We start from the raw sequence: 19126 nt of genomic DNA, 5'->3' as shown, positions 1-19126 counted from the left end.
TAGGAAGCAGTCCCGTATCCATGTTTCGGCTGACAATTTCTGCAAAATAGATGAAAATTCGCTTCAATCAAATCAATACGTTAGCAGGGGGGTTGCAAACCACCAAAACGAAAATTCCCCTGGCCCAAGCCCTCGTATTCGAGAGGCTGCTTGCTGGCTTCACCTCAATCGAAACTCCGTCTCAGTCAACGCCATTGTTGCGCTCCGCCGCCGATTTGCTCTGACGATTAATGAGGCTGTGGAAGCCTCGAAGCTTGCTCATGCCCTCGATTACGGGCACGTAAAATGACGGGCGCACAGCAAGACAATCATCCACAAGACAATCATCCATTTGCCGCTGACGATCTGGAAACGGCGTATCTCGGTATCGGTGTTTCGAGGAATCTGAGTGTCCTCGATAAGAACGTTGCGACGGCGCTCCTGATCCTCTCTGAGCGGCGCGGCTCTGCCTCTGGCAGCGCTTGCAAGCTCGCTGAAGGCTTCGGCATTACCGAGGAGCGTGTTTACGCTTCCCTGCGCCGCTTGGAGGCCAGAGGGCTAATCAAGGTCATCTATGAGCCGGATATCGCCGCGTTGATCGCGCAGGGTGATGACTTCCGTGCCAATCGCGAGCGGTTGGGTGATGACGAAGAAAGCTGATCTCCCTTCCGCTCTCGACATCGCCGTGGCTCGCCGCGCCCTTGGACTTTGCACCGGCATTTCAGGCGGAGCGCTGAATGTCGGCTTCGCTTTGCTTGAGCATTTCAATCGCAAAACCGGTCAGTGCGACCCTTCCGTGGTACGGCTTGCAACCATCCTTGGCCTCAGCGAGATAACCATAAAGCGCGCAACCAAAGAGTTGTGCGACGTGCACAAGCTGTTCCAGAAAAGCAGCCATGGCGGCTTTTCGAACCGCGCTAGCTACCGTCCAAATTGGGGGCGGATGCGGTCCATGATTGTCGATTGGGACAAGCGAATGGTGACCGGTTCGCCCCCCGAAAACGACGAGGCGAAGGTATCAGAAATGACACCTTCAACAGATCAAAAACGATACCTTCAAGGTATCAAAAATGATCCCCTAACCTATTGGAATAAACCTATTGGAATAAACCTAAATACGGACGGTGCTTGTGGAGACATGGGTTTCCCACACGCCGACGGGGGTGAAACATCGCCAACTTCCGAGCCAGTTGAGAGCACGAAAGGGCTTGGGAAGGAACCGAGGGGCGAGCCTGTCGCGCAATCACCAAAGGTTGTGGATGGCAAGAACATGCGGATAGCGAAGGCAGCCGCCGGACGGCGCTGGAATTCTGCCATGCTTAGACGTGGTTCCGGCGCGTACAGCCGATTTGTTGACTGGGTGACGGAGACGCACAGCGATGCCGCCACGGCTGCGGAGATGCGGCGGCGTGGCGATGGCGAGCGCTACTTGGTCGAACAGATGCTGCACGATGGGGTGGTGACGCGGGATGCTTAGCGTGGTCGGGAGAAGCACGCGGCGGCAGGCCTACGGCAGTGAGGATCGGCGTCAGCCCCCCATTCAGGGACCGTGTGAGCGGAGAGCCTGCTGGACGGGCCTGGGGGACTGCGGGATTTCGCCAGTTGCACCCTTCGCAACCGGTACACGGATACACGTGTGCACACGTGATTTATGCACGGGTTTGCACGGGTGGCGACCGTGAACAAATTAGCCAACGACCCGACCGTGACGCTGCGTTGGTTGGGACAGGTCGCGCAGTATGTGGCGGCAGGTCGCCCGCTTCCTTACCACCTCTCGCTCTTCATGCTGCAAGGGCTTTCACCCTTCCTCGAAACGGCTGGCGAAATCTCGCTTGATCAGGCGTTCGGAACGCGCCGGCACGGCGGTATCAGTGCCGCCAATGCCGTGAAGAACGCCCAGCGCGACGACATGTTGCGGCACCTGCGCAACATTCACCCGGAGTGGAGTGCCTTGGCTCCGAGCGTTGCCAGCCGCCGCATGCGGCAAGCCTTCGAACGCTACGAGGCCGGGCGCTGGAAACGCGAGAAAAGCGCCACCTCCGCGCCTTCCTCAGAGCCGGCGACCACCTTTTGGCGCGTCCTCAACGCCGGGATGCGCATGCCGCAAGAAGCCCGCCTTCGCCAGATCCTCGAACGTGAAATTCAAGAGGCTGTTTGAATTTCAGGTCGCGGGCGGGATTTTCCAAATCATCAACGGGGATATACCGAATGACCATCGACCTTAGCCGCCTGACTGTGCTCGGCACGATCAGCGCCCGCGAAAACGCCGCGCTGGAACAGGCCCGCGCCACGCTGGACGTGGAATTGTCCGCCTCGAAAGAGGTTCGTCGCCAGCTTCTCGCCGAGCAGCGCCGCGACGGCTTGGCCAGCGAGCGCGGCAGCATCCGCCGCCGCATCGACCAGCTTCGCACCAAACAGGCCGAAATCGACCAGCATATCGAGGAACAGGAAGCCTCGATCGAACTGCTTCAGGAGCGCGCCACCGCCGCGCATCGCCTACGCAAGACCTGCGAAGCATGGGCCGCGCAGCGCGTGCAGAACGGAGGTGCGCAATGAGCGATATCGATCTCCGCCGCATCGTGGAAAAGTCGGTTGCGGGCGGCCAAACCCTGATGACGACGCTTGAGGATATCCGCAAGCGCATCGTCCTCAAGCGCTATTCCATCACCAAAATCCAGCAGGCTCCGGTTTCGTCCGACGAAGCCTTGCAGCGTTTGAATGACTGGATTGAGGCGGCGACCGCTGGCAGCGCCGTCGAAAACCTTGCTGCTCGCTTCACTGCCCCCGGCTATCGCCAGCCGGCAAGCAGCGTTCCCTTGGAAATCATCGCCGCTGCGATCTTTGGGCCGCTCCGCGACCTGATCGGCGGCGCGATCTCCGAAAGCTACAGCTCGGCCAAGGGCATCTCCACCGCCGACCGCGCCCGCGAATTGGAGAAGGCCGAACGCGAGCTGCTTGAGCTTGAGTGCGCCGAAGAGGCGATCATTCGCCATGCCGAACAATGCGGGATCGACGTGCTTCGCCGTATCGACGCCGATCCGCGCGCCGTCCTTTCCTCCGGGGAGTTTTTGAAATGAGCGCTATCGTTGATAAGAATACCATTCGCCTGACCGGTTCCGTGCAATCCAGCGAGTTTCAGTCGGGTGAAGACGGTTTTAGCTCGACGGACGTGTTTTACGCGCTGGCCGGCTTCGATGACAAAGCCGCGATCACCGTCTACGTCAACTCTCCGGGCGGCATCGCCACCGAAGGCGCTGCGATTTACGCGCTCCTGAAATCCTATCCCGGTCGGCTCGATGTGGTCGTTGAGGGCATTGCCGCTTCCGCCGCCTCGTTGATCGCCATGGCCGGCAAGAAAGTCACCATGGCAGCGGGTTCCGTGATGATGATCCACGATCCCGCAGCCGTCACGGTCGGCAACAGCGACGACCATTCCAAGACAATTGAAGCCCTTGAAGCGCTCGCGACCGCCTACGCCCGTGTCTATGCGGCGAAGTCGGGCAAGAGCGTCGCTGCCTGCCGCGAAATCATGAAGGCCGAAACGTGGTTTTCCCCGGAAGAGGCGGCAAGCGCCGGTTTCGCGGATGCCAGCAGCGCCAAGTCCGGTTCGATTGTCGCCGCCTTCGATTACCGCCAATTCCGCAACGCGCCTGAAAAGCTGGTGGCGCTTGCGGCCTCTCAAAACTGGGGTTCCAGCAACCCGTCCAAGGCGCTGAAAACGCCGAAATCCAAGGAGAAAACTATGCCGCAGGATGATGCAGCCAACGCGGTCAAGACCCGCATGAAGGCCATCATGAAATCCGATGAGGCCGAAGGCCGCGAGGCTCTTGCCGAGTACCTGGCCTTCGAAACCAGCATGTCCGTTGAGGAAGCTATCGCGCTCATGAACGCCGCGCCGCGCGGCACCGATGGCGCGGCTACCCAGAGCGAACAGGAATACCAGCCGCCGCGCCTCTGGACGGCGAATGCTCAGGGCTTGAACCGTGGCGGCATGGCCCCTTCGGCAAGCGAACGTGCTGGCGCGGGCAAGCGCGCCAATCTCTCCGCCAACATGAAGCGCCGTTACGGGATCGAATAAGGAACCGCCATGCAGACGTTCAACTACAAGACGGAAAGCGATATCGTCAAAGACGAGGGTAAAAATCGCTTCTCCCGCGACACAGACACCCTCGCTTCCGGTTCCGGCAAGGTTTTGGCCGGAACCGTCCTCGGAAAGCTCACGAACGGCGGCAAGTTCAAGCCGCTCGCTCCCGATGCGACGGACGGCACGCAGATTGCCGCCGCCATCATCCTCCAAAATACGAACGCGACCGCTGGCGATCAGGAGGTGGTCAACCTCAAGCGCCGCGCGCAAGTCGTTCTGCAAAACCTCGTCTGGCCCGGCGCGATCACCACCGCGCAGAAGCTAACCGCCCTCGATCAACTTGCCGCCCTCGGCATCATCGCACGCATGGGAGTGTAAACCGTTGCCTACTCCACTCGACTATCTGAACGCTCCCGAATTTGCCGACGACCGGCTGACCGAGAGCATCAACATTCCGCCCTATGTGACCGGACGTCCGGCGCAGCTCGGTATCTTCTCCGATACGCCGATCCACACGACCTATGTTCGTCTCGGCGTTTCCGAGCAGGAATTGACCGTCATCCCGGCCCGCGAGCGCGGCGGCGAAACGAACCTCAACATGCGCGGCGACAAGAGCGGCGTGTCCTTCGATATTCCGCACTTCCCGCTCGATGATGCGATCACGCCGGCAGATATCCAGAACCTCACCACCTGGGGCGACGGTGACGTGATCATGGCGAGCCTTGAGGATGTCTACAACGACCGCCTCATCAACATGCGCGGCAAACACGACCTGACGCATAGCTACCTCGATTGGGGCGCGCTGAACGGGATCGTGCTGGACGGCGAAGGCAAGCAGTTGCTCAACGTCTACGAAAAGTTCGATCTGATCGAGCACAGCGTCGAATTCGATCTGGAGACCGCCACCACGGAAATCTCACCGCTCAATCGGCAGGTGAAGGCCTATATCCGTCGTGAATTGCGCGGCACGCCGGCAACCGGCCTTCGCGTCCTTGCTGGTGGCGAATTCTTCGACAAGTATGTGGGCCATCCGAACGTGCTCGAAGAGCTTCGTGGCTACAAGGGCGATACCGCCAATCCGGGCCGCGATGACATCCAAGATACCTTCACCTATGCCGGCCTCACGCTTGAGCGCATCGATGAAGAATACAAGGTGCGCCAGTCGAACGGCACGCTGGTTTCCCGCAAGGCCGTCGCTGACGATGAAGCGATTGTCGTTCCGCTCGGAACGCCGTTCTTCAAGCGCTATATCGCGCCCCCGGACACGATCAGCGGCGCGAACCGCCGTCCCGACCCGGATACGAAGGTCTTCGTTTCCACGGACGATCTTCCCCACGACAAGGGTCGCGAAATTCACACCGAGTCGAACGTGCTGCCGATCTGCATTCGTCCGCAGCTTCTTATTCGCCTGAAGATGAGGTGAGACCGCCCGCCACCGTAAGTCGCCAGATTGGCGGCTTACCCTTCCTCCGCGTCCGAAAGGCTAGCATCCTGACCAAATCGAAGGAGCAATCTCCATATTGGATGGAATGGCACCGAAAATCCCGCAGCGAGATTACAAGTTTGCTTTTAGACTAGGCTGCTCTCAGCCGAAAGGGGAGATAGAGGCCCGGATTTTTTAGGACGGCTTTGCGCCTCGACGCGGACTTCAACACCATGTCACAGTTTTCTCCCAAGATATCTTTCGACCTGCTTTTTCTCCCAATCGCCGTTCAAAAAGGGGATTCTGTCGAAGACCTTTAGGCCATGAATGAGAATGCCTGTGCCCCATCCGAATATGGTCCACCCAGCCCAGAAATAGCGCGGCATATAAATCAAGTTGTAGGCTGACAAGATACTCACGACGAGTAGGTATTGCACGACATGCACGTAGAAGCCTCTGATCTTCCGCACTTTGCGGAAAGCAAGCTCCTCCTCGTTGGACACGGCAAGTTTATTAATCGGTTCCATGGTCGGTTCCCTTAGTTGGTTGAAATCGATCTCGAAGACCGCCGCAACCGCTTTCAGCGTCTCGGGGCTGGCCGCAGTACCGCGTTCCAGCCTTTGAATGGTGCGAACACTCAGGCCGCTTAGGGTTGCTAACTGCTCCTGCGACCATCCATGCTGAAGCCGGAGCTTCTGAATTAGGATGTGGGGATTTTCGTTCATGCGAAGACCATGGATCAGAAATGGAGTTTCGACCACGACAGTTTCCCGCCAATGACCGGACACAAGAGTAACAGACAATAGACTGATAGGTGTTTTGGCAAGATCGCGGAATTGCGGTCACAGGTTGACCGCATAGGGCCGAGGGCGGCCGGCCGTCTGGGCGGCTCCGCGAAGACTGACCGCTGGAAGCTGCCGTTCATTAGTCCAAAATTATATCGGCAGAGTAAATTTAGCCAAGCATGGCGGCCGTACTTCCCGAATTAAGAACTGGCAATGAAACTTTAAAAACAACGAAGCGGCTTAACCCCGCCGCCTGCATTGATAGTACTCCGTCGTCTAACAACATTGCCAAGTGGGAGCGCCTCTTGAAAGGCAAGGACTGCATTCCCAAATAAAAATCTTCCAAAAATCACGGAGTTCCTATGGCCGACAAAGATAAGCCGAATGAATTTTTCGTAACGCGCCGGCAGGATGGTCGCTACAACGTCCTTCGGCCAAACGCGGAGAGACCGAGCGCCGTTACGGATACCCAGCGTCAAGGAATCGATCGGGCGAAGGAAATTGACCGCGATGCCGCAGTTCATATCCAGAGGGTTCGCGGCAATCCCCCCGGTCCGGACAAATTCCGCAAGGAATAAACGGCGTATGCTCGGTATTAGCGATAGTCCGGTTCGTCACGGAGATCCATCATCATGATTAGCCGAGCGTTCGATGAAGTCGGTCGCGGTGATCTTGAGGCGTTGATTGCCAACAGTGTGAGCGAGCGTCGTGATTTGGAATTCAAGCGCGATCTTCCGGGTGAGACGTCGGATGCCATCAAGGAATTCCTCGCCGATGTGACCTCGCTCGCTAACGCTCAGGGGGGCGATCTCATCTTTGGTATAGAGGAGAAAGGCGGCGTCGCCACCGCCCTTGTCGGACTAACTGTGGCAAGCCAAGACGAGACCTTGCAGCGGCTCGAAAACACGCTCCGGGATTCAATCGATCCCAAGCTGATTGGCGTGAAAATGGAGTGGATTCCGCTCGATGAGCCCATCGGCGCAATTATCATCCGCGTGCCAGCCAGCTTGGCAGCACCCCACAGGGTCCGTTACAAGAAGAGCGGCCTCTTCTTCGGCCGCAACAGCCGGGGGAAGTACGAGATGGACGCTCAAGAACTACGCGTCGCCTTTACGCAGTCGGAGCAGTTGCCCGAGAAAATTCGCCAACTTCACGCCGACGCGGTTGAAGCCGCAGGCGGCCGAGATATGCCCTTCGCTCTAAACGCAGAACCAGCGGCGGTAGTATCGATTATTCCACTAGCTTTATTCCGAGAGGCAAGAGATCTCGCCATAACGCGTGAGAACGTTCAGATGCCTGTCGACGTAAGCCGTGGAGTCGATTGGCTTGACACGCTGGAAGGCGTGTTGATGCATACAGCTGTTAACGAGGAAGGCCGGGTTTGTTCCTACGCACTTACCCACCGAGACGGGCGCGTCGATGTCGCTTGGACGATAGGGGGAGCACTTGAGATACGTGGTCACGAACACCAGTTGGTATGGCCCAAGCGCTTCGAGGAGGGCCTCCTCGATGCAGCCGGTTCCGCAGTTGCACGTCTTCGGCAACACGGCCTCCAAGGTCCGTGGGTTGTCCTAGTTACCGTCATCGGCGTGCTTGGCTACCAACTCATGATCAGTAACGACTCCAGTTCCAAGCCTGCCTGGCGCGATAGGGCTTCAATGGGTGCGCTGGTAGTCGATCAGGTCGACAAAGCCACCCTTCAGCCACTCCTCAAAGCCTTTTGGCTTCTTTTCGGACAGCGACGGCCGTAAAGCCGGTCAGTTATGCGGGACTAGGATTGGCCTTGCGGCTGTGGGCGTCCAAAGGCGATCCCGGCACGTACCCAGATTGATGGCCGCTTTGTGCCCAAAAATCGGTCGTCAAAGCTTCTGGGTTTACATCTGAAAGCGGACCTTGCCTGTGACTAAGTGGGTACTTCAGCTATAAGGCAGAGCTGCAAGAGGATCTGAGCATGGCTAGGCGGACTGCGAAAGACGGGGACGATTTCGAAGCCAAGGAAGTGAGGCTTCGGAAAAATTTGGAAGAACAGGTGGAGCGCGCAATTGCTCTACGGTCAAAAGACCGCGCATTTCACGGATTAGAACGGGAGTTCCGATATCATCAGGCTCAGATGATTGTGGATTTCTCTAGAGCCAGCGATGCCAAGCATCCTCGCGACATCGGGAATGTCCGCGAACAGATTTTAAGAAAATTTCTCACCACAAGCGGCTTTTTGCCCAGACGATATGCGGTTTCTGATCGTAGTATTCGGGTAGCATCGCCCACGGGGCACCTCAGTAAAGAGATTGATATAGCTTTGTATGATGCTGAAGATTCTATATCTCTTATGAACAGGGAGAATGTATTTGAGGTCCTCCCAGTTGAGAGTGTTTACGGGGTCATCCAGGTCAAATCTCGCTTAACACGTGAGGAAATTAGGGACGGCCTTGCCAATCTGGCGTCGTTCAAACGGCTGGACCGCAAAATAGAGGGTCACGGCCGGATCGTCTTTGGGCCGCCAAAAGAGAGTCGCGGTTTCGGCATTTTGTTCGCCTACGACAGTGATCTAAAATGGAATGAGATACTTCATGAAATTGAAAGCTTCTCAAAAAGCCATCCCAATATCGAGTGGGCAAATGCCGTCTTCGTTCTAAGTCGCGGATATTTCCTGCATGGTTCGAGTGAGATGGGGAGCGCATTCAATAGTCATTTGGAGGCGATCCAAGACATAAAAATGTATGGAATGCCCGATCGTCAGGGCGATGTATTGTATAGCTTTTATGGAACACTGCTAAATCTGTTGAGACGCACGGAGATATATCCTGCGGATTGGGAGAAATACTATAGACTACCGCTTGTCGCCGGAAAATATTCTTATCGTTATCATTTGGAGCAATTTGTCGAAACAGCGCAATGCGAAAAACATGGTGATTATGCGCGAAAAATCGAGCCTGAAAAGCTAGAGAAGGTGATTAATTGGTGCCACTCAGCGACTCCAATTAATTGGATCAGGGCGTATAACATTGCGTATGGTCAGCCAGAAGATGAAGCGGCTTATGCGCGTCAGCCGGGAGATGTTCGCATTTACAATCCTGACGATCTCCCGCTCCCTGAAATTTTGACCCGCGAGGATACGCTAAACGGCCAGGAAATTAGATCGCTTTCTTATGAATGGATTATTAGCGAAGGCATGAATATCTGGATACCGCATCATTATATAGTATCTGAGCTAATCGTGTCGATTTGTCCGCGATGCTTGTCGGATATCATGAAAAAGTTCAAACGCAGTGCGCAGTCGAAGAAGCCGAGAGAGTCACGGAAAAGGGCTTCGACTAAATCACAGCTGTAAAGCATCCACCAATCAGTCTTGGCCGCTCACGCACAAATTCGCTCACGAATGGCGATATTTGATAGGCGTAGCAGTTGCTGCCCTTTGCCGGAACAGCAGCAAAGTCCCATTTAGCCACTGGCCCTAATAGCTGACCGGATGTTTTCGACGGGACGTCTGTGTAAATTTTCGGATCACGGCTGAACCAGATTGATTTCCAGCTTCGAGCCGGTGGCCTCGGCATAGCGCCGCAAGGTATTCAGCGAAGGCGAGACGCCGCCACCTTCCAGCCGTGCGATGGCCGATTGCGTTGTGCCGATGCGGCGGGCAAGCTCCGCCTGCGAAAGGTTCGCCTTCGTCCGGGCGCCGATCAATGCTTCGACAAGCTGAAACTCTGCATCCGCCTTTTCGTATTCCTGCCGGAATTCGGGATTGTTCATCAGCTTCTTTTTCAGTTCGGCAATCTTGGTCATGGCTTCACCTCGCTCATTCGCTCTCTGGCAATCGCCAGCGCTCCCGGTGGCGTCTTCTGTGATTTCTTGACGAAAACATGCAGTACGATCACACGACGACCCGTGACGGTTACGTAGATGCCACGGGCGATGCCTTCGGCGGCTTTGGCGCGCAATTCCCAAAGCTTGCCTTCGAGATGCTTCACATGCGGTTCGCGCAATTGTTCAAGGCCGACATTCTCGACCGCTTCCATGAGACGGATCAACCGCGCCTGAAGGCCGGGAGGCAGAGTCTCAATTTCTGCATCAGCAGCGTCGTGCGTTTCGACTGTCCATCTCATGTATGCTATATAGCGCATACGCTATAATTATTCAAGTCGCCAAGTTGGCAAACCTAGATTTTGGCCGATTGGATGGTGGGTTTGGGGAAATGGTCAGGCTGCGGAGTGTATCTGGCTGCCTTCGTATGGAGGGGCCTACGGGCGTTCGGCTCCAAAATGGGTTAGTAAATCGCTTACCGCCGGAATCTTCCCCGCGTCAATCAATGCGATCATAATCTCAAGAAGAGTTGAACTATTTTCATTCTCAAAACTAATTTCTCGAACTTTCCTTCTGATACTTTCCTCAATCTCCTTAAAGACATATCCCAAAGATCTTAGCTCTTCGAAGGTTGGCTTTCCCCTAGGTCGTTCAGCGATCTTAAAATACACGTGAAGGGTCGCGGCGTAGACCACTTCATTTTCTCTAAGTACTGAAACGTCCTTGGCTATTTCACTTCGAGCAAAATCAGGTCCAAACGAATTTACCAAACGAATTTCGACTTCCAGCGGCACATTACCCCGCCTACGCCAATTCGCGATTGCTTGTTTCGAGATGCCAAGCTTAGAGGCGGCCTCTTCATCCGTAGTGACGCCCAGCGCAGCTTTTAGACGCTCTATGTAAACCCGAATAGGTTCTTCCATCACGCTTGACATTCATAGGTTATGTAGTCATAGACTTCAACATGAAGTCAGTGACAACAGAAAAAGCCCAATTGACACCAGGCGCAAGCCTTCTCGCGCAAGTGCGTTCGGGCTTTATCTATCAGGGAACATCCCTGAGCAAGTGGTGTATCGAAAATGGAGTGTGTCGGGTATGGGCAACTGATGCCTTACGCGGCAAACGAAACGGACCAAGGGCGGCAGAACTTCGCGCTTTGCTTTGGACGCGCGCGCTACCCAATCACCATCTCAAAAATGAAAAAGTCGGCGTACTGGCCTGAGAAACCGCGCCGACTTTTCTTAACCTAGGAAAGGTCGCTTATGCAATTGAAGCGTACTACAGAAAACATCGATCATGCAACTACTCTCGACCGACTTTCCAAACTTGCCACCCGCCTAGACTGCCTGACCGGGGATACGCAGGATACGCTTTGCGCTGCCGAAATTGCGACAAGCCATATCGTTGACGTCCTTTTTCCGGGACGCAAGGCAAGCGATCATATCAAGGCGGTTTGGGCAGACGACTATTACCAGATCGATGCCCGCGAACGCAGACATATAGATTTCATGACGACCGACATGGTGGAGCGTGCAATCCGCGCCGACCGTATCGCAACCGAGCTTTCCGAGGAGCTCCTGCAACTCTCTTACGAAATGCGCGCCGCCGCTAAAGTCTATAACGCGTCCGGTTTGGAAGATTGCATTGCCGCGTGGAAGGTCGCGCACGCCGCATGGATCGATACCGAAGAGGGTGGCGCTGTTCCTACCGATACGACTGAAGCGGACGCGGAAGAAAAGGCGCTTTTGGTGCTGGCTTCGCACCCGTGCGCTTCGTTGGGAGATATCCAACGCAAGGCCAATCTGTTTCTGAGCAATGAGCATTTGCGCGGCGTGGCTTCGGATTATGCATTGAACCTGTTGCGCTCTTTCTCCCGTCCAGGCGGGGACTGCCACCCGCTCAAAGGATAGCAGATGGCCAAGGTCCCGACAAAAGCACAGATCACTCGCGCTATTGAAGCGGCAAAAGCTACCGGCATGGCTGTCGGCCGTATCGAAATCGAAGGGCTTAAGATCACAATTGTTCCCGCGACCTCGGCCCGCATCATCGCTGCCGATCTCGGTACCGGGGAAACGATCTCAGCCTACAAGGCATGGAAATCAGCAAATGCGCATAAGTCTTGAGGGCATCAATCCGGTTCGTCGCGTTTTGGCGAACGGCGAAATCAAAATGTATTACTATCATCGTGCGACCGGCCAACGCCTTCATGGCGAACCCGGCTCGCCCGAGTTTCTCGCCTGTATCGCAACGGCGATCGAAAAATATCGCAAGCGTGATAGGGGGACACTCGCAGGTTTGATGCGGGAGTTTGAAGAGACGAAGCAGTGGCGGAAACTGGCGGCTTCCACCCACTCTGAGTACCGCCGCATCTTCAAGTTTTGGGAACAAAGCTTTGGGACATGCCCACTTGTTGCACTCGAAGACAAAGAGTTTCGGCGCGACGTGCTTAAGTGGCATGATCAATTCTCCGCCGACAAGCCCCGCGAGGCTGATAATCGGGTGACGGTGCTGGCGCGCGTCTTGTCGTGGGCCGCAAAAGACGGCGACCTCAAGGTCAACGTTCTCGATGGCTTCGAGCGCGCCTACCAAGGCGACCGCTCCGAAATCATCTGGTTGCCGGAACATGTCGAGGCTTTCATGGCGGTTGCCTCATCAGAGATGCAGCTTGCGATGGTTCTGGCGTTGCATACCGGCCAACGGCAAGGCGACATTCGTACGCTTCCATGGAGCGCCTACGACGGCACCCATATCTCGCTGCGGCAGAGCAAAGCCCGCCGCGGGCAGAAGCAGGGCCGTCTCATCAAGATCAAGTGCACGAAGGCTCTCAAAGCGACGCTGGACGGCCTACAGAAACGTTCTCCACTCATCCTGACTACAAAGACCGGACGAGCCTTCCAGAAGCGCTATCTGGCTGACCAGTGGGAAACCACGACGAAAGAGGCCGGACTGAACAATGTATCGATCGAAGGCATCGAAAACATTGGCCTGCATTTCCACGATCTGCGCGGCACTACGGTGACCATGCTGTTTCAAGCAGAATGCAATCTCGGGGAAATCGTCTCTGTGACGGGGCATTCGCTGCGGCGAGCGCAAGACATTCTGGACAAGTATTTGGCCCGGACAAGCACCATGGCCGATAACGCTATCGCAAAGTTCGAGAACGTCTTGGAAACAGACTTTGCAAAACGCCCTGCAAAACGGGAGGGATCAAATGAAGAAAAATAGTGGTGATCTCGACGCGATTCGAACGCGTGACCCCCAGATTAGGAATCTGGTGCTCTATCCTGCTGAGCTACGAGACCACTTGAGATGATCCATACAAAAGCAAAGGCCCGAAGCCAAGCCCTTTTACGTCCTCGGGACAATTCGCTTTTGCTGTGCCGCGCGCCCGGGTAGGCGCACGGGAAATGGTTGATGTGTCTCAGGCGTTGAGGCGCTGTTCGGCGAGCCGCACCCAGTAGGAAATGCCGTGGGCGATGGCTTCGTCGTTGAAGTCGTAGGCCGGGTTGTGGAGGCCGGCCGAATCGCCGTTGCCGACGAAGATGAAGGCGCCGGGGCGGGCGAGCAGCATGTAGGAGAAATCCTCGCCGGCCATCATTGGGTCGATGTCGGGGACGACATTGCCCGCGCCGGCGATTTCCTCGGCGATGGCGATGGCGTGGTCGGTCTCTTCGGCATGGTTGAAGGTGACGGGATAATTGCGGTGGAACTCGATCGCCACCTCCGCGCCGTGGCTGGCGGCGATGCCGGAGACGACCTGCTTGAAGCGCTGTTCGGCGAGATCGCGCATCTCGTGATCGAGCGTGCGCACCGTGCCGCCAAAGCTCGCCTCGCTCGGGATGACGTTGTGCGCATTGCCGGCATTGAAGGTGGTGACGGAGACGACGACCGACTTCAGCGGATTGGCGCTGCGCGAGGCGATGAGCTGCAGGTTGGAGACGATCTGCGCGCCGATGGCGATCGGATCGATCGTCTTGTGCGGCATGGCGGCATGGCCGCCGACGCCCTTGATGGAAACGGTGAATTCGTCGGTTGCCGCCATGATCGGTCCCTTGCGAATGGCGAAGTGGCCGACGGGCAGGCCCGGCAGGTTGTGCATGCCGTAGACTTCGGCGATCTGGAAACGCTCCATCATACCATCCTTGACCATGGCGTCGCCGCCGGCGCCGCCTTCTTCGGCCGGCTGGAAGATGACGGCGATATTGCCGTTGAAGTTGCGGGTCTCGGCGAGATATTTCGCGGCACCCAAAAGCATGGCGGTGTGGCCGTCATGGCCGCAGGCATGCATCTTGCCCGGTGTTTCGGAAGCCCAGGGCTTGCCGGTGATCTCGGTGAGCGGCAGCGCGTCCATATCGGCGCGCAGGCCAACCGTGCGTCCTTCGCCCTTGCCGCGGATCAGGCCGACGACGCCGGTGCGGCCGATGCCGGTCACCACTTCGTCGACGCCGAAGGAGCGTAGTTTTTCAGCCACGAAAGCGGCGGTATTTTCAACCGCATAGAGAAGCTCCGGCCGCGTGTGGATATAGCGGCGCCATTCGGTCACTTCGCCCTGAAGTTCTGCGGCTCTGTTCAAGATCGGCATGCTGATGTTCCTGCTGCTCAATATCTGTTCTGGTTCAACTCATCGGTTCGTCGCATAGCCATGGCCGGTGCAGCGCATCTTCCAATATCACGCACGATCAAAAGGTCGTGATGCCAAAGCGTCTCGCCTACGGGGAAATAAAGTCGTCAATCGCCTTTGCCTTCTCCTAGCCATATAGGTTAAATAGACGAAGCTTTCGAGAAAATTCCGGACCTCTGAAGGATAGATCGTGCCGACGAAGCAGAATCGTTTGTATGCCGCCCTGCGGCTCGTTCCCGTGGCCGCAGCCGCATCCATGCTTTTCCTGTCGACCGCGCAAACGGCCGGAGCCAACCCGCATATTCTCGTCGATGTCAGCACCGGGCGCGTGCTTGACCAGCAGGAGGCGTTCCGCCGCTGGTATCCCGCGTCACTGACCAAGCTGATGACCAGTTACGTCACCTTCCGCGCCATCCAGTCCGGCCAGATCAATCTCGATACGCCCGTCGTCATGTCGAAGCTCGCCGCCGCGCAGCCGCCGGCGAAGATGTATTTCAAGCCCGGGCAGAAGATGACGCTCGACAATGCCTTGAAGATGATGCTCGTCAAATCGGCAAACGATCTTGCCATGGCGGTCAGCGAGACCGTGGGCGGCTCGCAGCAGGCCTTCGTGGCGCGGATGAACGCGGAGGCAGCCCGCCTTGGCATGCGTGACACGCATTTCATCAATCCGAACGGCCTTCCGGGCAAGGGGCAATATACGACGGCGCGTGACCTTGCCGTTCTCAGCGTCGCGCTGCGCCGCGAGTTTCCGCAATATGCCGGTTATTTCGCGCTGGAAGGCTTTACCAACGGCGTGAAGCAGGTGCCGAACATCAACATGCTCATCGGCCGCTTCGATGGCGCCGACGGCATGAAGACCGGCTTCATCTGTGCTGCCGGTTTCAACCAGATCGCATCGGCGACCCGCAACGGCCGCACGCTGATCTCAGTCGTGCTCGGCACCGACAGCCTGGCGGCGCGCGCCGACGATTCCGCCAATTTTCTGGAGAAGGGTTTCCAGAATCAGCTTTCCGGCAAGGAGACGCTGGCAAGCCTGCGGCCCGACACGCCTCAGTCGGCCGAGGTCGCCGATGTTACCGCCGATATCTGCAGCGCCAAGGGCGCGCAGGCGCGCAGCGAAACGCGCGATCCGTTCGGCCGCACCAAGGTACAGTCGCCCTATATCCATGAAATGGATCACGAGCCGAATTTCATCTATGCAGGTCTGATCGGCGGCCAGGACGTCATGACCGCCAGCAAGGGCGACAAGGACGATGCCACCGCCAAGGGCGACAAAGCCATCAAGGGCGACAAGATTGCCATCTCCGGCCGGGCGGCGGACAATGTGCCGATCCCGATGCCGCGTCCCAATTTCTGATATCGGATTGGAACCATGAGCGTTTCGCAGCAAAGAGTGCCGGTCGCGATCCTGACCGGCTTTCTCGGGGCGGGTAAATCGACCCTGCTCAACCGCATCCTCAAGGATGAGGACATGCGCGATGCGGCGGTCATCATCAACGAGTTCGGCGATGTCGGCATCGACCATCTGCTCGTCGAGAGCTCCGGCGATTCCATCATCGAGCTGTCCGACGGCTGCCTGTGCTGCACGGTGCGCGGTGAGCTGGTGGATACGCTCGCGAACCTCATGGACGCCATGCAGACCGGCCGTATCCGGCCGCTGAAGCGTGTCGTCATCGAAACAACAGGTCTTGCCGATCCCGCTCCTGTCATGCAGTCGATCATGGGCAATCCGATCATCGCGGCCAATTTCGATCTCGATGGTGTCATTACCGTCGTCGATGCTGTCAACGGGCTGCAGACGCTCGACAACCATGAAGAGGCGCGCAAGCAGGTGGCGGTCGCCGACCGCCTGATCGTCTCGAAGACCGGGATTGCCGGCGCAACACCCGAAAACCTGCTGGAAGGCCGGCTGAGGGCGCTCAATCCGCGCGCGCAGATCCTGAACGCCGACAGCGACGAGGCCGGACGCGCCGCCATTCTCATCAACGGTCTCTACGACCCGGCGTCGAAGATCGCCGATGTCGGCCGCTGGCTGCATGACGAGCTGGAGGCCGACGATAACCACCATCACCACGACGACCACGATCATCACCACCATCATCACGGTGAGCACGGCCACCACCATCATGGCCATCGGCATCAGCACGCCCATGACGTGAACCGCCATGACGGATCGATCCGGTCGTTCTCGATCGTTGAGACCCAACCTATCGATCCGATGGCGCTGGACATGTTCATCGATCTTTTGCGTTCGGCGCATGGCGAAAAGCTGCTGCGCATGAAGGCGATCGTTGCCGTGTCCGACCGGCCGGAGCGTCCGGTCGTGCTGCATGGCGTGCAGAATATCTTCCATCCGCCGGTGCGCCTGCCTGCCTGGCCCGATCCTCAGGACCGGCGGACGCGCATGGTGATCATCACCAAGGATCTGCCGCAGGATTTCGTGAAGGGCCTGTTCGATGCGTTTCTCAGCAAGCCGCAGGTCGATATGCCTGATCGGGCCGCACTTCAGGACAATCCGCTGGCGGTGCCGGGGATGAGGTTCTAGAGCAATTCCAGGAAAAGCGTGCAGCGGTTTTCCATCCGGAATTGCGTAAAAACAATAACATAGAGCGGTTAAGCGATTCCGATTCCGTGAAACGCGCAGCCGCTCTAGGTGCCAAGCAACCTGCCTCGCCCTTCGAGGGCCCTGCGGGCCACCTCAGGGCGAGGCTGATCCACTCGCGTTGTTGCGAAATTCGTCGTCACCAAAACACGGACGAACGACCCTCATCCTCATGGTGAGGCGAGAGCGAAGCCATCCTCGCACCGCGAGGATGGTCCAGCGGCGACAACGGATCACCCCTTGCGGATGACGAAGCGATGGCCGCTTTCCGTCTTCTCGCTCGCCAGCAGGGCATGGCCCTTTTCGTTGCAGAGATGCGGAATGTCTATGACGGCGAGGGGATCGGTCGTTTCGACCGTCAATGTGGCGCCGCTCGGCATGCCGCGCAGGCGCTTTTCCGTCTTGATCGCCGGATAGGGGCACTTCAGTCCGCGCAGATCGTAGATCTCGGCGTCGAAACTATTCACTCTTCGCCCAGAACTTCCAGAACGGCGGCTTCTTTGCCGGCTCGGTCTGTGCGGTTTCGACAGCCGGATTTTGCGCGTAGGCCAACGGATAGACGACCGGGCTCATCGGATTGGCCATCGGGATCGGGACATTCGCCGGAATGTTGGCCGCAACCAGCGGACCGCCGGTCTGTTGTGCCGCCGCATCGGGAGCTGATGTCGCCAGGCGGATGCTTGCCGTCGTCGTCGGGCTGGCGACGGTGCCGCCGCGTGCGATCTGCTGCGCCGATTGATTGGACATCATCGACTCGAGATCGGCGACCTTCATCATCTTGCCGGCGGCAAGCGCGGTGCCTGTGGGAGCATAGGCAAGATCGTGGCCCTTGCGCTGCTTGGCGACGACGGCCTTGCGCTCGGCTTCGGTCGGGTCATACCAGGCCATGTCGCTATATTTCTTCGTGGCCGCAGCATAATCGGCCTGATATTGCTTGTCGTAGGTGGCAAGCGCCATCTGCAAGGCAGGCGGCGTCGTCATCACGGGGCATTTGCCGCCGGCATTGAACGGGCCGCTGGCCTGCTGGTTGAAGACGTATTTCTTCTCGCAGACTTCCACTTCCGGCGGCCGCTTGGTGACTTCGAAGTTGTCGTAGCCGACCTTCAGCATCTTCCAGAATTCGATATTGGGGCTGAGCCGGTGCTTCCACATGTTTTCCGCCGTCATGCGGAAGGGGAAAGCCTCGAGCTGAATGGCCTTCTGGCCGCCCTTGAAGGCGTCGCGCGCGAAGGCATAGATTTCCAGCACCTGCTGATCGGTCATCGAATAGCAGCCCGACGACGAGCAGGCGCCATGGATCATCAGATTGGCGCCGGTGCGGCCATTGGCTGCGTCATAACGGTTCGGAAAACCGGTATTGATGGCGAGATAGTATTTCGAATTCGGATTGAGATTGGCCGGCGTCAGCATGTAGAAGCCTTCCGGCGCTTGCCGGTCGCCTTCCTTGACCTTCGGGCCCAGGCGGCCGGACCAGGCGCAGATATTGTAAGCGGCGATCACTTCGAAACGATTGTTCTGGTTCGCCTTCAGGATCTCCATCGCGCCTTCTTCCTTGAAGATGCGGATCATGATCGGCGAATTGCGGTCCATGCCCTTTTTCGCCATGTCGGCAAGGATATGGCTGGGTAGCGGCTGTTCGACCTTGTTCGTCACCTTCGACAGGTCGATCGACGCGGTATCCAACGCGTCGTTGCAGCCGGCGAGTGCCAGCGTCATTAGGAAGATGTAAGCAAGGTGACGAATGCGCATTCTGACTTGGCCCATAAATGCGAAGAGCGGCAGCTCGATCTGTTTCGCCGCTCCCCTTCGAAGCATGAAACGGAATCATAGA

General features: G+C 57.4%; 23 protein-coding genes and 1 tRNA gene. 16 read left to right on the top strand and 8 right to left on the bottom strand.

The window, feature by feature from the left end:
- The first annotated feature begins 285 nt into the window (after positions 1-285).
- The 8 genes from AB8B29_RS14730 to AB8B29_RS14695 all read left to right on the top strand — a co-directional run bounded on the left by AB8B29_RS14730 (position 286) and on the right by AB8B29_RS14695 (position 5486).
- Positions 286-639, top strand: coding sequence for a hypothetical protein (locus AB8B29_RS14730; RefSeq protein ID WP_439006598.1), 354 nt, complete (start codon positions 286-288; stop codon positions 637-639).
- Positions 623-1456, top strand: a complete 834-nt coding sequence (locus AB8B29_RS14725; RefSeq protein ID WP_439006597.1) for a hypothetical protein — start codon at positions 623-625, stop codon at positions 1454-1456. The genes AB8B29_RS14730 and AB8B29_RS14725 overlap by 17 nt, the downstream gene beginning before the upstream one ends.
- Before the next feature lie 192 nt (positions 1457-1648).
- Complete coding sequence (locus AB8B29_RS14720; protein ID WP_439006596.1) at positions 1649-2137, top strand: hypothetical protein; 489 nt, start codon at positions 1649-1651, stop codon at positions 2135-2137.
- Between the two features lie 50 nt (positions 2138-2187).
- Positions 2188-2535 carry a hypothetical protein gene (locus AB8B29_RS14715; RefSeq protein WP_439006180.1) on the top strand — a complete coding sequence of 116 codons (348 nt, stop codon included), beginning with the start codon at positions 2188-2190 and terminating at the stop codon, positions 2533-2535.
- A complete protein-coding gene (locus AB8B29_RS14710; RefSeq protein ID WP_439006181.1) occupies positions 2532-3056 on the top strand; it encodes a hypothetical protein in 525 nt (174 codons plus the stop codon). The genes AB8B29_RS14715 and AB8B29_RS14710 overlap by 4 nt, the downstream gene beginning before the upstream one ends.
- Positions 3053-4057: a head maturation protease, ClpP-related gene (locus tag AB8B29_RS14705; protein WP_439006182.1), complete on the top strand. Its 1005-nt coding sequence runs from the start codon at positions 3053-3055 to the stop codon at positions 4055-4057. Before AB8B29_RS14710 ends, AB8B29_RS14705 begins: the two co-directional genes overlap by 4 nt.
- Before the next feature lie 9 nt (positions 4058-4066).
- On the top strand, positions 4067-4441 hold the full coding sequence (locus AB8B29_RS14700) for a head decoration protein (RefSeq protein ID WP_439006184.1): 375 nt from the start codon (positions 4067-4069) through the stop codon (positions 4439-4441).
- Between the two features lie 4 nt (positions 4442-4445).
- Entirely contained in the window at positions 4446-5486 is a 1041-nt protein-coding gene (locus AB8B29_RS14695; RefSeq protein ID WP_439006595.1) for a major capsid protein, read from the top strand.
- Between the two features lie 236 nt (positions 5487-5722).
- Here the strand turns inward: AB8B29_RS14695 and AB8B29_RS14690 are convergent, their stop codons facing one another.
- Positions 5723-6247, bottom strand: a complete 525-nt coding sequence (locus AB8B29_RS14690) for a 2TM domain-containing protein (protein ID WP_439006594.1) — start codon at positions 6245-6247, stop codon at positions 5723-5725.
- Between the two features lie 386 nt (positions 6248-6633).
- Here AB8B29_RS14690 and AB8B29_RS14685 point away from each other — a divergent pair, with 386 nt between their 5' ends.
- The 3 genes from AB8B29_RS14685 (at position 6634) to AB8B29_RS14675 (ending at position 9599) form a co-directional block, all read left to right on the top strand.
- Positions 6634-6849 (top strand): DUF2188 domain-containing protein, encoded by a 216-nt coding sequence (locus AB8B29_RS14685; RefSeq protein ID WP_439006593.1) that lies wholly within the window; start codon positions 6634-6636, stop codon positions 6847-6849.
- A 54-nt stretch (positions 6850-6903) separates the two neighbouring features.
- Positions 6904-8022, top strand: coding sequence for an AlbA family DNA-binding domain-containing protein (locus AB8B29_RS14680; protein ID WP_439006592.1), 1119 nt, complete (start codon positions 6904-6906; stop codon positions 8020-8022).
- Between the two features lie 200 nt (positions 8023-8222).
- The gene (locus AB8B29_RS14675; RefSeq protein WP_439006591.1) at positions 8223-9599 is read left to right on the top strand and encodes a DUF6602 domain-containing protein; all 1377 of its coding nucleotides are present in this window, start codon (positions 8223-8225) and stop codon (positions 9597-9599) included.
- A 173-nt stretch (positions 9600-9772) separates the two neighbouring features.
- On the opposite strand, the gene AB8B29_RS14670 is transcribed toward AB8B29_RS14675, so the two are convergent.
- From AB8B29_RS14670 to AB8B29_RS14660, 3 genes are all read right to left on the bottom strand, one after another.
- A complete protein-coding gene (locus tag AB8B29_RS14670) occupies positions 9773-10051 on the bottom strand; it encodes a helix-turn-helix domain-containing protein (protein ID WP_439006590.1) in 279 nt (92 codons plus the stop codon).
- Positions 10048-10371 (bottom strand): type II toxin-antitoxin system RelE/ParE family toxin, encoded by a 324-nt coding sequence (locus AB8B29_RS14665; RefSeq protein WP_439006589.1) that lies wholly within the window; start codon positions 10369-10371, stop codon positions 10048-10050. The genes AB8B29_RS14670 and AB8B29_RS14665 overlap by 4 nt, the downstream gene beginning before the upstream one ends.
- Positions 10372-10506: 135 nt before the next feature.
- Positions 10507-10992: a helix-turn-helix domain-containing protein gene (locus tag AB8B29_RS14660; RefSeq protein ID WP_439006588.1), complete on the bottom strand. Its 486-nt coding sequence runs from the start codon at positions 10990-10992 to the stop codon at positions 10507-10509.
- 339 nt (positions 10993-11331) lie between these two features.
- Between AB8B29_RS14660 and AB8B29_RS14655 the strand changes: the two genes are divergently transcribed.
- The 3 genes from AB8B29_RS14655 to AB8B29_RS14645 are packed head-to-tail and all read left to right on the top strand — an operon-like array spanning position 11332 to position 13294.
- Positions 11332-11979, top strand: a complete 648-nt coding sequence (locus AB8B29_RS14655; protein ID WP_439006587.1) for a hypothetical protein — start codon at positions 11332-11334, stop codon at positions 11977-11979.
- Between the two features lie 3 nt (positions 11980-11982).
- Entirely contained in the window at positions 11983-12192 is a 210-nt protein-coding gene (locus tag AB8B29_RS14650; RefSeq protein ID WP_439006586.1) for a hypothetical protein, read from the top strand.
- Complete coding sequence (locus AB8B29_RS14645; protein WP_439006585.1) at positions 12176-13294, top strand: tyrosine-type recombinase/integrase; 1119 nt, start codon at positions 12176-12178, stop codon at positions 13292-13294. The genes AB8B29_RS14650 and AB8B29_RS14645 overlap by 17 nt, the downstream gene beginning before the upstream one ends.
- Here the strand turns inward: AB8B29_RS14645 and AB8B29_RS14640 are convergent.
- Both AB8B29_RS14640 and AB8B29_RS14635 read right to left on the bottom strand, forming a co-directional pair.
- Positions 13295-13371, bottom strand: a tRNA-Arg gene (locus tag AB8B29_RS14640).
- Between the two features lie 119 nt (positions 13372-13490).
- The gene (locus AB8B29_RS14635; RefSeq protein ID WP_113118695.1) at positions 13491-14651 is read right to left on the bottom strand and encodes a M20 aminoacylase family protein; all 1161 of its coding nucleotides are present in this window, start codon (positions 14649-14651) and stop codon (positions 13491-13493) included.
- 229 nt (positions 14652-14880) lie between these two features.
- Between AB8B29_RS14635 and AB8B29_RS14630 the strand changes: the two genes are divergently transcribed.
- On the top strand, positions 14881-16050 hold the full coding sequence (locus AB8B29_RS14630) for a D-alanyl-D-alanine carboxypeptidase family protein (RefSeq protein ID WP_113118694.1): 1170 nt from the start codon (positions 14881-14883) through the stop codon (positions 16048-16050).
- A gap of 15 nt (positions 16051-16065) precedes the next feature.
- A complete protein-coding gene (locus AB8B29_RS14625) occupies positions 16066-17238 on the top strand; it encodes a CobW family GTP-binding protein (protein ID WP_037196729.1) in 1173 nt (390 codons plus the stop codon).
- Between the two features lie 290 nt (positions 17239-17528).
- Here AB8B29_RS14625 and AB8B29_RS14620 read toward each other — a convergent pair whose 3' ends face one another.
- Positions 17529-17762 (bottom strand): sulfurtransferase TusA family protein, encoded by a 234-nt coding sequence (locus AB8B29_RS14620; protein WP_047637888.1) that lies wholly within the window; start codon positions 17760-17762, stop codon positions 17529-17531.
- Positions 17755-19044 (bottom strand): L,D-transpeptidase family protein, encoded by a 1290-nt coding sequence (locus AB8B29_RS14615; RefSeq protein ID WP_037196923.1) that lies wholly within the window; start codon positions 19042-19044, stop codon positions 17755-17757. The genes AB8B29_RS14620 and AB8B29_RS14615 overlap by 8 nt, the downstream gene beginning before the upstream one ends.
- Positions 19045-19126 lie beyond the last annotated feature (82 nt).

Source organism: Rhizobium sp. 11_C7_N12_5 (assembly GCF_051811145.1).
GTDB lineage: Bacteria > Pseudomonadota > Alphaproteobacteria > Rhizobiales > Rhizobiaceae > Rhizobium > Rhizobium lusitanum.
This window is presented reverse-complemented; position numbering and strand designations above follow the sequence as displayed.

What these genes read in the sequence shown, in the direction of transcription:
- AB8B29_RS14715 (WP_439006180.1), top strand. Translation starts at nt 2,188, where the DNA reads ATGACCATCGACCTTAGCCGCCTGACTGTGCTCGGCACGATCAGCGCC.
- AB8B29_RS14685 (WP_439006593.1), top strand. Translation starts at nt 6,634, where the DNA reads ATGGCCGACAAAGATAAGCCGAATGAATTTTTCGTAACGCGCCGGCAG.
- AB8B29_RS14675 (WP_439006591.1), top strand. Translation starts at nt 8,223, where the DNA reads ATGGCTAGGCGGACTGCGAAAGACGGGGACGATTTCGAAGCCAAGGAA.
- AB8B29_RS14615 (WP_037196923.1), bottom strand. Translation starts at nt 19,044, where the DNA reads ATGCGCATTCGTCACCTTGCTTACATCTTCCTAATGACGCTGGCACTC.
- AB8B29_RS14705 (WP_439006182.1), top strand. Translation starts at nt 3,053, where the DNA reads ATGAGCGCTATCGTTGATAAGAATACCATTCGCCTGACCGGTTCCGTG.
- AB8B29_RS14670 (WP_439006590.1), bottom strand. Translation starts at nt 10,051, where the DNA reads ATGACCAAGATTGCCGAACTGAAAAAGAAGCTGATGAACAATCCCGAA.
- AB8B29_RS14680 (WP_439006592.1), top strand. Translation starts at nt 6,904, where the DNA reads ATGATTAGCCGAGCGTTCGATGAAGTCGGTCGCGGTGATCTTGAGGCG.
- AB8B29_RS14710 (WP_439006181.1), top strand. Translation starts at nt 2,532, where the DNA reads ATGAGCGATATCGATCTCCGCCGCATCGTGGAAAAGTCGGTTGCGGGC.
- AB8B29_RS14645 (WP_439006585.1), top strand. Translation starts at nt 12,176, where the DNA reads ATGCGCATAAGTCTTGAGGGCATCAATCCGGTTCGTCGCGTTTTGGCG.
- AB8B29_RS14660 (WP_439006588.1), bottom strand. Translation starts at nt 10,992, where the DNA reads ATGGAAGAACCTATTCGGGTTTACATAGAGCGTCTAAAAGCTGCGCTG.
- AB8B29_RS14700 (WP_439006184.1), top strand. Translation starts at nt 4,067, where the DNA reads ATGCAGACGTTCAACTACAAGACGGAAAGCGATATCGTCAAAGACGAG.
- AB8B29_RS14655 (WP_439006587.1), top strand. Translation starts at nt 11,332, where the DNA reads ATGCAATTGAAGCGTACTACAGAAAACATCGATCATGCAACTACTCTC.
- AB8B29_RS14625 (WP_037196729.1), top strand. Translation starts at nt 16,066, where the DNA reads ATGAGCGTTTCGCAGCAAAGAGTGCCGGTCGCGATCCTGACCGGCTTT.
- AB8B29_RS14730 (WP_439006598.1), top strand. Translation starts at nt 286, where the DNA reads ATGACGGGCGCACAGCAAGACAATCATCCACAAGACAATCATCCATTT.
- AB8B29_RS14635 (WP_113118695.1), bottom strand. Translation starts at nt 14,651, where the DNA reads ATGCCGATCTTGAACAGAGCCGCAGAACTTCAGGGCGAAGTGACCGAA.
- AB8B29_RS14650 (WP_439006586.1), top strand. Translation starts at nt 11,983, where the DNA reads ATGGCCAAGGTCCCGACAAAAGCACAGATCACTCGCGCTATTGAAGCG.
- AB8B29_RS14725 (WP_439006597.1), top strand. Translation starts at nt 623, where the DNA reads ATGACGAAGAAAGCTGATCTCCCTTCCGCTCTCGACATCGCCGTGGCT.
- AB8B29_RS14665 (WP_439006589.1), bottom strand. Translation starts at nt 10,371, where the DNA reads ATGAGATGGACAGTCGAAACGCACGACGCTGCTGATGCAGAAATTGAG.